Annotated in this window: 11 protein-coding genes and 1 pseudogene; all 12 read right to left on the minus strand. The window is 34.5% G+C overall.

Annotated elements, in window-relative coordinates:
• Nucleotides 1-74: 74 nt before the first annotated feature.
• On the minus strand, nucleotides 75-488 hold the full coding sequence (locus NK356_RS20700; protein ID WP_051934634.1) for a ribonuclease inhibitor: 414 nt from the start codon (nucleotides 486-488) through the stop codon (nucleotides 75-77).
• Nucleotides 469-4,164, minus strand: coding sequence for a phosphoribosylformylglycinamidine synthase (locus NK356_RS20705; RefSeq protein ID WP_253317931.1), 3,696 nt, complete (start codon nucleotides 4,162-4,164; stop codon nucleotides 469-471). Before NK356_RS20705 ends, NK356_RS20700 begins: the two co-directional genes overlap by 20 nt.
• 26 nt (nucleotides 4,165-4,190) lie before the next feature.
• Nucleotides 4,191-5,192 carry a YhcG family protein gene (locus NK356_RS20710; protein ID WP_253317932.1) on the minus strand — a complete coding sequence of 334 codons (1,002 nt, stop codon included), beginning with the start codon at nucleotides 5,190-5,192 and terminating at the stop codon, nucleotides 4,191-4,193.
• A 225-nt stretch (nucleotides 5,193-5,417) separates the two neighbouring features.
• Complete coding sequence (locus tag NK356_RS20715; RefSeq protein WP_253317933.1) at nucleotides 5,418-6,389, minus strand: WG repeat-containing protein; 972 nt, start codon at nucleotides 6,387-6,389, stop codon at nucleotides 5,418-5,420.
• Nucleotides 6,390-6,441: 52 nt separating this feature from the next.
• Entirely contained in the window at nucleotides 6,442-7,869 is a 1,428-nt protein-coding gene (purB, locus tag NK356_RS20720) for an adenylosuccinate lyase (protein ID WP_034699682.1), read from the minus strand.
• 362 nt (nucleotides 7,870-8,231) lie between these two features.
• Complete coding sequence (locus tag NK356_RS20725) at nucleotides 8,232-8,375, minus strand: hypothetical protein (protein ID WP_156106605.1); 144 nt, start codon at nucleotides 8,373-8,375, stop codon at nucleotides 8,232-8,234.
• A gap of 339 nt (nucleotides 8,376-8,714) precedes the next feature.
• Nucleotides 8,715-8,942, minus strand: coding sequence for a hypothetical protein (locus tag NK356_RS20730; protein WP_253317934.1), 228 nt, complete (start codon nucleotides 8,940-8,942; stop codon nucleotides 8,715-8,717).
• 76 nt (nucleotides 8,943-9,018) lie between these two features.
• Nucleotides 9,019-10,164, minus strand: a complete 1,146-nt coding sequence (locus NK356_RS20735; RefSeq protein ID WP_253317935.1) for an RHS repeat-associated core domain-containing protein — start codon at nucleotides 10,162-10,164, stop codon at nucleotides 9,019-9,021.
• 187 nt (nucleotides 10,165-10,351) lie between these two features.
• A complete protein-coding gene (locus NK356_RS20740; RefSeq protein WP_253317936.1) occupies nucleotides 10,352-10,663 on the minus strand; it encodes a hypothetical protein in 312 nt (103 codons plus the stop codon).
• A 755-nt stretch (nucleotides 10,664-11,418) separates the two neighbouring features.
• Nucleotides 11,419-11,886, minus strand: a pseudogene (locus NK356_RS20745) (RHS repeat-associated core domain-containing protein); the annotation flags it as partial.
• Nucleotides 11,887-12,045: 159 nt separating this feature from the next.
• The gene (locus NK356_RS20750) at nucleotides 12,046-12,345 is read right to left on the minus strand and encodes an NTF2 fold immunity protein (RefSeq protein WP_034699671.1); all 300 of its coding nucleotides are present in this window, start codon (nucleotides 12,343-12,345) and stop codon (nucleotides 12,046-12,048) included.
• 2 nt (nucleotides 12,346-12,347) lie between these two features.
• Nucleotides 12,348-13,433 carry a DUF4329 domain-containing protein gene (locus NK356_RS24290; RefSeq protein WP_367399317.1) on the minus strand — a complete coding sequence of 362 codons (1,086 nt, stop codon included), beginning with the start codon at nucleotides 13,431-13,433 and terminating at the stop codon, nucleotides 12,348-12,350.
• Nucleotides 13,434-14,322: the final 889 nt, after the last annotated feature.

Consider the following 14,322-nt stretch of genomic DNA (forward strand, 5'->3'; position numbering starts at 1 on the left):
CTCATTACTCATTACTCATTACTCATTACTCATTACTCATTACTCATTACTCATTACTCATTACTCATTACTCATTATTCCTGGCTCAGCGTAATATTCGTATGTGATTCTATAATTTCAATCAGGATTTCAAAAAGTGTTTGCCCTTTTCCTTCGGTTAATTCGTCTAATTTCTGCTGAATTAATTCTATATTGAATGGTTTTCCCTGTCTGATTTTATTTTCATAAAATTCACAGGTAGCCTTAAAACCTAAGTCTTCTTTTGACTTCTGCGATTCTTTCCAGATTATTTCAATTTCTTCTTTGTTTTCGAATATTCCGAAACCTCCGTAAAGAATATCATCAAATCCGTCTAATGTTCCTACTTTCCAGTCTGTATCTTTCATCAGAACACTGGAAGCTTCTTCGTAGAAACCTGCTAAAGACGAAAAATGACCGCCATGAATGACGATCATTTTTCTTGTATTATTATTTGAAGTATTCAACACCGTTTTTGAATATGTTGTGATAATTCGCGGTTGGTATATTCTTCATGAGACCTTCAGCAAAACGTTCCGGGTGTCCCATCCTTCCGTAGATCTTTCCACATGGGCTGGTAACTCCTTCGATTCCGAATAATGAGTTATTTGGGTTGAAAGGCATTCCGTGAGCAATGTTTCCGTCAAAATCTATGTATTGGGTAGCAATCTGTCCGTTTTCATACAATTTCTTGATTTCTTCTTGTGAAGCCATGAAACGTCCTTCTCCGTGGGAAATCGGAATTGTGAAAGTTTGTCCTTTCATTCCTTTTAACCAAGGGCTTTCGTCATTCACTACTTGTACAGTTACCATCTGAGAGATATGTCTTCTGATCGCATTGTGAGCTAATGTTGGAGAGTTTTCATCCAGATCTTTGATTCTTCCGTAAGGTAACAATCCTGACTTCACTAGCGCCTGGAATCCGTTACAGATCCCGATAATCATCCCGTCTCTGTCTAGCAATTCGTGAACTGCATTTTTCATTTTCTCGTTTTTCAGAACGTTCACGATGAATTTTGCAGAACCATCCGGCTCATCACCTGCGGAGAAACCTCCTGAGAATGCCAGAATCTGAGAAGTTCTGATCTCTTCTACCCATGCATCAATGCTTTCATCCAGTAACTGATGATTGATATTGATTAAAGGCAAGCTGCTTACTACAGCGCCTTCTTTCTGGAATGCATTCAGTGTGTCATATTCACAGTTTGTTCCCGGGAATACCGGAGCAAAAACTTTCGGCTGTGCAATTCCGTGTTTTTTAATGATAATATTTCTTGGATGGATTGAGTTTGACTTTTCATCAATTTCAACCGTAATCTTTTCTTTTTCTACTGTTGGGAAAAGGTTCTCGAATGTATTGGTATTGGCTGCTACAAGATCTGTGATATTTGATTCAAGGCCATTGATTTTTACAATACCTGAATCTTTCACTTCTCCGATCAGCTGAAGAGCAGCTGAGCTTAATTCTTCTTTGGCTTCAATGATCAAGCTACCGATATTTTTAGCTAATAAAGCGTTTTCATCAGCATTGATTTCAGCACCTAATCTGTTTCCAAAGCTCATTTTTGCTAAAGCTACCGCAATTCCTCCTTCTTTCACTGTTTTCACAGAAACAATTTTTCCTGTTTTGATGTTTTCAAAAATGAATTCAAAAACTTCTTTTAAAGCAGTATAGTTTGGAAGTCCGCTTTCCTGAGCAATATGATTGAAGAAATATAGTTTATTTCCTGCATTTTTCAATTCAGGAGAGATGATATTTTCTTTATCTCCGTTAGCACATGCAAAAGAAATCAAGGTTGGGGGAACATTCAGATCCTGGTACGTTCCACTCATGGAATCTTTTCCTCCGATGGCTGCAAGACCTAAATTGATCTGTGCATCGTAAGCTCCTAAAAGTGAAGCTAAAGGTTTACCCCATTTTTCAGGGTTCTGTCCTAATTTTTCAAAGTATTCCTGGAAGCTTAGTCTGATATTTTTATAATCACCTCCCATCGCCACAATTTTCGCTACACTCTCTACTACAGCATAAGATGATCCTAACAGTGAGTTTTGTTTTGAAATTTCAGCATCGAATCCCCAGCTTGCCAAAGAAACGGTTTTAATATCTTTTGCTCCTAAGATCGGTAGTGTCTGCACACTTCCTTCCATTAGCGTCTGCTGGTATTTCCCTCCTAAAGGCATTGCTACGGTAGTTCCTCCTACTGAAGAGTCGAACATTTCCAATAGTCCTTTTTGGGAAGCTACGTTTTTATCTTTTAAGATGTTCAGGAAGTTTTCTGCTGTGAAAGCTTTTGTTTCTTCTTTTACTTCTTCAAGGTGAGTGATTTTCACTTCCTGAGATTTTGAACACCCGTTGGTATCTAAGAAAGCTCTTGAAAGGTCTACAATTTTGTCTCCTTTCCAGAACATCTGCATTCTTCCGGAATCTGTCACTTTTGCTACTTCTACTGCAACAATGTTTTCAGCTTCACAGAATTTGATGAATTTTTCTTTATCCTGAGGATCTACTACCACAGCCATTCTTTCCTGAGACTCAGAAATAGCCAGCTCCGTTCCGTTTAATCCTTCATATTTTAAAGGTAATACATCAAGGTTTACTTCTAAAGAGTCTGCAATTTCACCAATCGCTACAGAAACACCTCCTGCTCCGAAGTCGTTTGATTTTTTAATCAGCTTTGTAACTTCAGGATTTCTGAATAATCTCTGGATTTTACGCTCTTCTACAGCATTTCCTTTCTGAACTTCAGAACTCATCGTGTGTATAGAAGTTTCGTCCTGTTCTTTTGAACTTCCGCTTGCTCCTCCTACTCCGTCACGACCTGTTGCTCCTCCTAAAATAATGATAGAGTCACCATTTTCAGGCTTCTCACGTCTTACCCAATCTACGGGAACAGCTCCGGTAACGAAACCTACTTCCATTCTCTTGGCTTTGTACCCTTCGTCATAGATTTCAGAAACCATTGTAGTGGCAAGACCAATTTGGTTACCATAAGACGAATATCCGTTGGCAGCCTGTTTTGTAATGGTTTTCTGAGGTAATTTCCCTGGTAATGTTTTGTCAACAGATTCTAAAACGTCTGCAGCACCTGTTAATCTCATCGCCTGGAAAACAAAAGATCTTCCGGATAATGGATCTCTGATAGCACCTCCCAAACAAGTAGAAGCACCTCCGAAAGGTTCAATTTCTGTTGGGTGATTATGCGTTTCGTTTTTGAATAATAAATACCAAGGTTCTTTTTTACCGTCGTATTCTGCTTCAATCTGGATCGTACATGCATTGATCTCGTCTGAGATAACAAGATTATCCAGGTTTCCTGTTTTATGGAAATATTTACCACATACTGTTGCCAGATCCATTAATGAAATTGGCTTCAGCTCACGGCCTAAGAATTTTCTTTTTTCGATATAATCATTGAAAATAGTTTCCAATGTGTGTTTGAACTGACCTTCAAACTGAATGTCTGACAACTGTGTTTCGAAAGTGGTGTGACGGCAGTGGTCGCTCCAATACGTGTCTAATACTTTTAATTCTGTTTCCGTAGGATTTCTTTCTTCAGTTTTGAAGTAATCCTGAATGAATTTCAAGTCGTCTAATCCTAATGCAAAACCGTGGTTGTTATAGAAGTTCTCCAGTTCCGCATCATTGAAATTGATGAAGTTTTCGTGGATGATTACTTTTGATGGGATTTCATCTGCAGGAATATCCAGAATTGATAAGTCTTTTTCCTGAGATTCTACTTTGTTGATCAAAAGGTCTTTGATTTTAACCAAATCCGCTTCAGAAACTCCTTCAAATTCGATTAATTTTCCACTTCTTACTTTTGATTTTTCATTTTCAGTCAGTAAAGCGATACACTGTTGTGCAGAATCTGCCCTCTGATCATACTGACCAGGCAAAAATTCCATTCCGAAGTGAGTAGCTTTTGCAGGGTTTTCTGTATGTAAAATATCAGTAACAGGGTCTACGAAAGTGTTGTTCACCACTTTTTCAAATTCTCCGTCATTCAAGTTGAAAATATCATACACATTGTATACTTTCACACTTTGAATTGCCGGGACAACCGCTTTTACTTCATCAAAAATTTTTGGACTTTCAACATCGAAAATTCCTCTTTTTTCTACGAAAATTCTTTTGTTATTAGACATTAGATGTCAGATTTTTAATATTAGATTTATTTTTTATTTTCAAATTTATTTCTTGCTATCTCTATTGAACGATGCAATTTTTCAAGCAAAACTTTTTCTGAAGGTAAGATAAGTAAATATTCTGCTACTTTTATATTATCTCCTTCCAGATTCATGAGTTCTATATGTTCGGAATTTTTCCCAGAACAAAGGATTAAACCGATGGGTGGGTTTTCACCCTCTACTTTTTCATATTTATTCAGATATGAGAGATAGAGCTCCATCTGACCTTTATGGCTGGCTTCAAATTCACCCAATTTTAGCTCGATAACGACTAAAGATTTTAGTTTCCTGTGATAGAAAAGTAAATCCAGGTAGTAATCTCTGCTATCTATTGTGATTCTTTTTTGTCTTGAAAGAAATGCAAAATCACTTCCCAACTCAGAAATGAATTTTTGAAGTTCCACAATAATGGCTTCTTCTAAATCTTTTTCAGAAAAGGTATCTTTCAATTCTAAAAAATCAAGAAAATAGGGATCCTTAAAAACTAAGTCAGGATTTAAAATATTATTTTCAGACCAGTTTTTCAGTTCTTTATCTATTATTTCCTCAGGCTTTTTGCTTATTGCTGTTCGTTCAAAAAGCAGAGAATTGATTTTTTCTCTCAAGACTCTAACACTCCAATTTTCAATTTTACAAACTTCAAGATAAAAGTTTCTTTTAGTATCTTGAGAAATAGGAATAAGAAGCAGAAAGTGAGTCCACGATAATTGTCGCATCGCTGATGCGACAATATTAAAATCACTGAAAACAGACGCAAACTGCATCATTTTTCGGATATTTTTTTCAGAAAATGAATTTCCAAATTCTAACGTAAGTTGTTGAGAGATTTGTACAATAACTTCTTTACCATACTCTGCTCTCTTATTATCTAAAACATCTTCATTTATTCTTTTTCCTATCTCCCAGTACAAAACCACCATTGCCGAGTTTACCTGAGCTGCAACCTGACTTCTTGTCTTGTCTACCAGCTCCTTAAGATCGGTCATTAATTGTTGATGATTTTGATTCTGTAGCATTATTAAAAATTAGATATCAGATTTTTAATATTAGATTTATTTTTTTTACTTTTTCTGGATTTAAAGTTTCCATCTTTAAATTCATCTGTATTGAAAATTTTGGGAAAGATTTCTCTCTAACCATTATTCCGTACAAATTTAAAGGAATAAGTCGTATTTTCTTTAAATTTGACCTATGGAATTTCCAAATTTATTTTATTTTTTTATAAATTTATTCGGATTGTCCTTATGTTCTTTCTGAAAGTCTTCTGCATTTTTTATTTCTTCTTTCAGCCAGTTTTCAAAAGAAACTTTCTTTTCATTAAAATCCTCAATGGCATAAAATGTTTTACCATCTTCTGAGACCAGGAATTTGAAACGGTAAAGCATATCCAAATCTTTTTTCTTGTGATTATAGGTATTCACCTGATAATACGGAAAGTTTTCTTTTGGTCTTTCTACAATTTCAAAAAACAGATTCTTTTCTTTTTCAGACAGTTTATTGTAAAAATTTACATAATAAAGGGCTGAAAGCTTTTCCTTTTGTTTTTCAAAGAACTGAAGGATATTCTTCTCTTTTTCATTGTATTGAAACGGATTCGGGTAGTATTTCCCGTCTATTTCAACATCCTGTTTTGTTGGTTTTGCCAATGATTGAACCGTTTGTCCTTTGACATTCATCACACCCCATTTCCCTCCTACAATTGCTCTGTGCTCATCATTGGTCTTTTCCCAATCGCAGCCGTCACAAAAGGTAGCGTATCCATAATTGAAAGGTGATACAAAATCATGCTCAGCATCAATAATTGTCTTTCCGTTTCGGTCTGCAAATCCTACTTTACCATTTTTAACCAATCTTCTCAGTCCTTCAGAGAAATAATCTGCTCCATTGTCATAAAGGAATGGTTGATACAGAAATTTACCTTTTCTGTCGTACACATATCCCCATGCATTTTTCTCTGATTTTTCACCTTCTTTACTGCCATCAAAAAGAATAGTTTCTCCTTCTACAGGATCTCCATCTTTTAAAAATGAAAAGATTTTGAACTGTGCAGGAACAATTATTTTTCCTGCTTTATCTTTTACTCCCACCAGAGAATCTTTGGATTTAAAGTAATGTAAATCCTCTTTACTCTGAGAAAAAGAAATGATTGGTGTTAATAGAATGGTTAATAGTAGTTTTTTCATAGTAATTTGGAGTGGGAAATAAAATATGCAGCCCAAAAGACTGCATATTGTTTTATACTTTAAGATCAGCTTCCAATCCTATTAAATCTTTGTTTTGGTCTATAATCGGCTGCACTTCATTTTTGATGAATTCCTCCGTCTGGATCGGCGCGAAACCAATAAAGTTCTTAGGGTCTAAAACTTCTTTCAGTTTTGATTTGTCTAGTTTTAAAGAATCATCGTTTAAGATTCTTTCGATAAGATCGTTTTCTTTTCCTTCTTCTTTCACTTTCTTGGAAGCTTCCATAGAGTGAACTCTGATCACCTCGTGGATTTCCTGACGGTCACCACCGGCTTTTACTTCTTCCATGATGATATATTCTGTCGCCATGAAAGGAAGTTCTTCCATAATGTGCTTGTTGATTCTGTTTGGATAAACAACGATTCCGTTCATGATGTTGTTCCAGATTAATAGAATAGCATCAACAGCTAAAAATGCCTGAGGAATTGTTAATCTCTTATTCGCAGAGTCATCCAATGTTCTTTCAAACCATTGTGTAGAAGCTACCATTGCAGAACTTGTTGTCAGAGACATTACATATTTTGCCAATGCTCCGATTCTTTCACTTCTCATTGGGTTACGCTTGTAAGCCATTGCCGAAGAACCGATCTGGTTTTTCTCGAATGGTTCTTCAATTTCCTTAAGGTTTTGAAGTAAACGTAAATCGTTTGTGAATTTATGTGCAGATTGTGCAATATTTCCTAATAAAGCAACCACTTTCGCATCAATTTTTCTATCGTAAGTCTGTCCGGAAACTCCAAACACTTTTTCGAAACCGAATCTTTTTGAAAGTTCTTTATCTAAGTGTTTTACTTTAGAATAATCACCGTTGAACAATTCAAGGAAGCTGGCAGCAGTTCCTGTAGTTCCTTTTACTCCTCTGAAACGAAGTGTTTCAAGGAAGAAATCCAATTCTTCGATGTCAAGAACCAAACTCTGTAACCAAAGTGTAGCTCTTTTCCCAACTGTCGTCAACTGAGCCGGCTGGAAGTGTGTGAATCCTAAAGTCGGAAGGTCTTTATACTGAATGGCAAAATCCGAAAGATTTTTCATCACATTCACCAACTTTTTCTTTAAGATTAAAAGTCCGTCACGGATCTGAATTAAGTCTGTATTGTCTCCTACAAAAGCTGAAGTTGCTCCCAGGTGGATAATTCCTTTTGCTGAAGGCGCCACATCACCATAGGCGTGAACGTGAGCCATTACATCATGACGGAATTTTTTTTCGTACTCTGCAGCTTTTACGTAATCGATGTTTTCAGCATTAGCTTTTAACTCAGCGATCTGCTCGTCTGTAATTTCAAGTCCAAGGTCTTTTTCGATTTCAGCAAGAGCTATCCAAAGCTTTCTCCAATTCTGGAATTTGTTATTGTGTGAGAAGTTAAATAACATTTCTTCACTGGAGTAGCGCTCTTCCAATGGATTTTTGTAGGAATTCATTCGTTCTTTTACTTTTTAGATGTACAAAAATACGGTTTTTCAGTGAGAGATGAAAATCCAGATTTGATGATTTTCATTCATAATTTATACTTATACTTTTGTCTTGAAACAAAAGTATGCAAAAGTTCAAGACGGGAATTATCCGCTAAAAATTTGAATGTACTCCTAAAATTTCCAAACTCGCATGGATCATTTGGTTTTGCTTCGGTTCTGGACAAGTCCCATGCTCAGACAGTGAAAATTTTTTAACGGATTACATTGAAATTTTATTTACGCTCCTGATTCCTAAGTGATTTGTGGAAAGCATACAAAAAAAGCTATCCCATTTCTGAGACAGCCTGTTTTTCCTATTTTTTAATTAGTTAATCGATAATAAGTCCGCATTGTGATCCTACAGGAATACATTTTTTTACAAATGAACACCAGAAGTATCCTGGCAGACACATTGGGATACCTCCCTGAACCGTTTTCAATTCTCTTTTTGAAAGTTTTCTTAAGTTTTTCATAGTAACATTTTTTGATTTTTCTCCTACTCTATATGCTTTTCGGATTACGCTTTAATTTGGTAGATCCAATATACAGATTTTTCGGATACAAAAATATAACTTATTCATTTTATATAATTTACAAAGACAATTGTTTATTAACTTTTGATGATTATCAATATCTTTTCTTAACACAAGAAATAAAAAACCTCCGCTGTTGCAGAGGTTTTGTTTTATTTTTGGACACGAGCGAGACGCTCGCGCAAGCAGGAGAAGATAAGAAGAGACTTTCTCAAAAGTGAGACAACCTCCTTCTTATTATCTCCCACACGATATAATCGTGCGGGAGCGAGGGATATTCTATTTTTTATCTTTTATTCTATTTATAAAAGGGAAAGTTTCATTATACTCTATCCAAACTGCATCCCCTATCTTATAACTATCATCATAACTAGGATTTGAATATTTCTTATCTTTTACAGAAAATTCATAATAGTAATTAAATGCTCCTGTTATAAAGCCCCTTCTTTGGGGCTCTTTTTCATCTATAATCAATCCTTGAGTCTGTTTTAGAGGAATGATTTTCATTAGAGGTCTGTATATCATAACATTTCTATTAAGAAAAATCATAACTAGTAATATTAAAATTAAAAAAAAACTTTTCTTAGTCATTTGTCTTATCTTTTACTTTATCCACTTTATTTTTAGTAACTGCATTAGTAGAATTTTCAACAGTTTTATTGGTAAAGTTTTTAACCCCATTACTTACCTGCTTTGAAACCGCCTTTACATCAAGCTTTTTTGAAACATTACTTGATCTTCTAGAACTAAATCCAGTTATCTTTTTTACAAAATTCTTAGCTTTAGCATTACTGTTTAAATTAACTTTAGTAGCCAATTTATCTATCTTTTCTAATTTTGCCGTTTTAGCTAATCCCCCAATTTTCTTAGTAACACCTCCAGCAGCCGCATCTATAAGAGTATTTTTTGCAACATTCCGAAAATTAGTCTCCATTTTAGCTCCTTTCGTTGTATTTACTTCCACCGTATTTTTTGCTATCATTACGGTTGTCTTTACAGCTGCTTTTCTAAGTGCACTACTGCCTTGTGTTAATCCCCCTTCTAAAGCAGATAAAGCAATTGATGAAAGAGAGATGTTGTCTGTCCACTTATTTTTAACTTCAGGATCAAGATAGTTTGCTGCAACCTGTAATCCATATTCTGTAGCAGCTCCAACGATACAAGTTGGACATCTTTCATCTGGGTCATCAAATTTTATGGGGTTGTTATATCCATAAGAGTATGGGCTTAGGTTATCAGGATTGAAAATTCCACCGCCATTACCCAAAGTAGTTTCAATTGCACTTGCTACTTCGTCATCATCGTCATCATCAATATTATTAGGGTCAAAAGTAAAATCTAAATCCTTTATCAGTGGACCTGACTGTATCCATCGACCCAAGTCAGGCATATATTGACGCCAGCCATAATCATACATTCCTGTCTCCTGAAGTTCTTTGCCGTTGTACTTGTATCTATACAAAGGATTTCCTACCAATCCATTATACCCCTCATGCTTCAATCCAAACGGGTAATAATTACTCTCTTCAATGATCTCTAATCCTACCCCATTCTTAGCATAGTTTAATCTTGTATTTCCCAGATGGTCAGTATAATTATATACATACTTTCCGGTCTCCATATTAAAATATCCTTCCGCCGTTGGGAAAAACTTTAATATAGAATTGGTATACTGGAAGCCATCCAGATAATCGGTTGTTTCTGTTCCGAAAACCTTTCTTACTTTCACTCCGTCTGCTCTGTAAATATAATCAGTTACTTTGGAGTTATATGTGAATTTAGATAATTATATTGAATGGAGACATATAATTATTAGAACTTATTTAGACATAAAAAGCCATTGCAATTCTCACTGCAATGGCTTTTATTATTTACCATTGGACACGAGCGAGACGCTCGCGCCAGCAGGAGATATTCTATTTTTTATCTTTTATTCTATTTATAAAAGGGAAAGTTTCATTGTATTCAACCAAAACAGTATCACCTATTTTAACATTTTCATTTTTACTGTCGTTTGTATAAACTTTATCATTTATCTTGAAATTGTAAGAATATGTAAATGCTCCTGTTAAAAATCCTCTTCGTAAAAAATTTTTATTATTTATTATAACTCCTTTTGTTTGTTCGGTTTTAAATAAACTTAAAATCGGTTTATATATAATTAGGGTTCTCAAGAAATAAATTAAAACTAAGATAATAAGTATTCTTATTGCTGTTTTACTACTCATCGATTTGTTTTTTCTTTATATTTATCTACAGTATTTTTAGTTACTGCGTTAGTTGTATTTTCTACACTTTTATTGGTTACATTATTAATACCTTTACTAACTTGTTTTGAAATATTTTTTATTTCCGCCTTTTTGGTAACATTATAAGCTTGTCTTGATGTTAATCCTACGGCTTCTAATGCTTTTTTAGCACTTGAATTACTGACAATTGCTTTATTGGCAACATTGTTAAGTTTAGAAGTCTTAAACGCTCCTCCTGCTTTTTTTACCGCAAATCCTGTCGCTGCATCGATTGCCGTATTTTTAGCAATATTTCCAACATTTTTTTCGACTTTAAATCCTTTCGAAGTATTATATTCTATTGTATTTTTAGCTACCATAACCACTCCTTTAACAGCTACTTTTCTTAATGCACTTCCTCCTTGTGTTAATGCACCTTCCGCAGCAGATAATGCAATTGAAGAAAGACTAATATTATCTGTCCATTTATTTTTCACATTATCATCCATATAGTTGGCCGCGACTTGGATACCATAATCTGTTAATCCTCCAACAAGTGCACCAACAATGCAAGTTGGACATCTTCCATCTGGATCATCAAATTTTATGGGGTTGTTATATCCATAAGAGTATGGGCTTAGGTTATCAGGATTGAAAATTCCACCGTCATTACCCAAAGTAGTTTCAATTGCACTTGCTACTTCGTCATCATCGTCATCATCAATATTATTAGGGTCAAAAGTAAAATCTAAATCCTTTATCAGTGGACCTGACTGTATCCATCGACCCAAGTCAGGCATATATTGACGCCAGCCATAATCATACATTCCTGTCTCCTGAAGTTCTTTGCCGTTGTACTTGTATCTATACAAAGGATTTCCTACCAATCCATTATACCCCTCATGCTTCAATCCAAAAGGATAATAATTACTTTCTTCAATGATCTCTAATCCTACCCCATTCTTAGCATAGCTTAATCTTGTATTTCCCAGATGGTCAGTATAGTTATACACATACTTTCCGGTTTCAACATTAAAATATCCTTCTGCTGTAGGGAAAAACTTTAATATCGAATTGGTATACTGAAAACCATCCAGATAATCGGTTGTTTCTGTTCCAAAAACCTTTCTTACTTTCACTCCGTCTGCTCTGTAAATATAATCAGTTATCTTGGAATTTTGGGTAATCTTTCCTGGTAAATTCAGATAATTATATTGGATGGAAATATGATTAATAGAACCTTGTTTATAAAACAACCCTTGCCATATTTGCAAGGGTTGTTATTTATTCTACCTTGGAAACAAAACCAAAGGGTAAGTTATTTAATAAGCTCAAAGTCTGGAGACTTTGCGCAGCTGGGGGGGGGTTGGTTTATAATGTTCTTATTTTCCGTGAGTATATTTAATAACTTTCTTAGTTTTAATGTTTACCTCTGCATAAGCAACACCTCCCAATCTATTCTTTGGTAGGGTTCCCTGAACAATCCAAAGACTATCATTTTTCTTTTCTGCAACAAATGGTTTTTGTTCATTTACTGATTTACCATAAATCTCTATCCATTTTTCACCCGCAAGCGAAATTGCAACATTTGAGTCTGAACTCTGATCTTCTTTTTGGTTTAATTTTCCATTCTTGCAACAAGATAGTAAAATTGTGGATATTATTAAAAAGTAATGTCTCATAATTAATTAATTTTTGTAGGTCCTGATCTATCTATTAATGGTGTTTGTTCTCTTCTTTTATCTTCTATTGATTTTAAACCACCGTCTAATACAGATTTCGGTCTGTCAGTTGAAGGATCTGATTCTGGAAATATTTTAATAGGTTTAGGTTTATAATCGCCAGTTGCAGGATTTGGATTTTCTACTGGTGGGGTTTTATTTTGTCTAGTAGGATCATTAGGATCACTTGGCAATTTAGTAGTAACCGTTCTTTCGGTATTTGAGCTAACATCATAATATTTTAGCGAACCATTTGGAGTAGAAACAAAAATATCTAAGTCATAATATTCAGCATAACCCTTGTCTCCTGTTGATCCGGAAAAATTGTTGTTATCATAATTAACTTCATAACCTCCGTGAGAGTGGATAATTCCAGCAGCTCTAGTGCCATTAGGCAATTTATGATTTGGAGTAGCTCCAGCATTGCCTCCTTTTACGGGTTTGTTATATGCATAATAAGTTTTTCCGTCAGATTTTTTTACAGAATAAATAATTGCTGCATATTCTCTATATTGTTTAATGGATTTCCCATTATATTGATGTCCAAAATTTATTGCAGCATTCTCTCTGGTATTAAATAAAACATAAGGTTCTAATCCTTCCAGTTCTCTTGCGTCAATTACTCTATTGCCACTAAAAACATAAGGTCCCCAAGTTGGATATGTTTCTGCCAAAGGATCAATATTAAAGAACCTTCCTACATCAGGCATGTAATTTCTCCACTTAAAGCTATACCAACCAGTCTCCTGTAACTCTTGTCCTTGGTACTTGTATCTATACAAAGGATTTCCTACCAATCCATTATACCCCTCATGCTTCAATCCAAAAGGATAATAATTACTTTCTTCAATGATCTCTAATCCTACCCCATTCTTAGCATAGCTTAATCTTGTATTTCCCAGATGGTCAGTATAGTTATACACATACTTTCCGGTTTCAACATTAAAATATCCTTCTGCTGTAGGGAAAAACTTTAATACTGAATTAGTATACTGGAAGCCATCCAGATAGTCGGTTGTTTCTGTTCCGAAAACCTTTCTTACTTTCACTCCGTCTGCTCTGTAAATATAATCAGTTATCTTGGAATTTTGGGTAACTTTTCCTGGTAAATTCAGATAATTATATTGGATGGAGGAATATAATTACCTGAACCTGTTTATAAACTTATTTCACCACACGAAAGGATTCGTGCGGCAGCGGGGTTCTTAAGTGTTATTATAGAGATATATTGTAGCAAGTACATATAGTAAAACATTTACTATTAAATGAAAAATACTTAAATCTTGAAAATTTCTTTTCATTATTATTCCAGATAAAATAAAATGCAATAGAATAGTTATAAAATAAAGCATCCAAATTTTAAACTGGTGCTTTTGGCTATTACTTGCATATCCTAATAAAAAACAGGAAAAATACCAAATAATTATAAAGATCAATAATAACAATATATTTAAAAGATAAAATTTTAATAGTGATTTCATATTAATTATTGACTAACAGTTACAGTTATGTTGTACTTTTTCTTCATTTCTTGTACAAAATTATTAATAATTTGTTGATTTGTGCCTCCTTGTAAAACCGCTGATGTAAATGCTTTTAAATCTTTTTGAAATGAAGATATATCATGTGCTCCAAAAAAACCTTTAACCCTTTCATTAGAACTGAAAGCACCTTTCGCACTTTTCATATCATTTCCAGATAACCCATCGTGATTATGATCTTGTGTATAAGTATCAACTCCATCAACAGCCTTTAATCTTCCAGATTGATGGGGAGCCATATTATATGAAAACTCAACAACATTGTTAGGATCTGCAAATAAATCAGCATTTTCTTTTATCATTTGAACCAAACGCTCTGTATAGCCTTGTCCGAAAGCTGCTCCTCTACTGTGAGTATAAATTTGTATTTTCTCTATTATTTTTCCTGTCTTTGGAT

Origin of the sequence: Chryseobacterium sp. S0630, from assembly GCF_024158915.1 — a bacterium.
GTDB lineage: Bacteria > Bacteroidota > Bacteroidia > Flavobacteriales > Weeksellaceae > Chryseobacterium.

What these genes read in the sequence shown, in the direction of transcription:
- NK356_RS20705 (WP_253317931.1), bottom strand. Translation starts at nt 4,164, where the DNA reads ATGTCTAATAACAAAAGAATTTTCGTAGAAAAAAGAGGAATTTTCGAT.
- NK356_RS20710 (WP_253317932.1), bottom strand. Translation starts at nt 5,192, where the DNA reads ATGACCGATCTTAAGGAGCTGGTAGACAAGACAAGAAGTCAGGTTGCA.
- NK356_RS20715 (WP_253317933.1), bottom strand. Translation starts at nt 6,389, where the DNA reads ATGAAAAAACTACTATTAACCATTCTATTAACACCAATCATTTCTTTT.
- purB (WP_034699682.1), bottom strand. Translation starts at nt 7,869, where the DNA reads ATGAATTCCTACAAAAATCCATTGGAAGAGCGCTACTCCAGTGAAGAA.
- NK356_RS20725 (WP_156106605.1), bottom strand. Translation starts at nt 8,375, where the DNA reads ATGAAAAACTTAAGAAAACTTTCAAAAAGAGAATTGAAAACGGTTCAG.
- NK356_RS20730 (WP_253317934.1), bottom strand. Translation starts at nt 8,942, where the DNA reads ATGAAAATCATTCCTCTAAAACAGACTCAAGGATTGATTATAGATGAA.
- NK356_RS20740 (WP_253317936.1), bottom strand. Translation starts at nt 10,663, where the DNA reads ATGAGTAGTAAAACAGCAATAAGAATACTTATTATCTTAGTTTTAATT.
- NK356_RS20750 (WP_034699671.1), bottom strand. Translation starts at nt 12,345, where the DNA reads ATGAGACATTACTTTTTAATAATATCCACAATTTTACTATCTTGTTGC.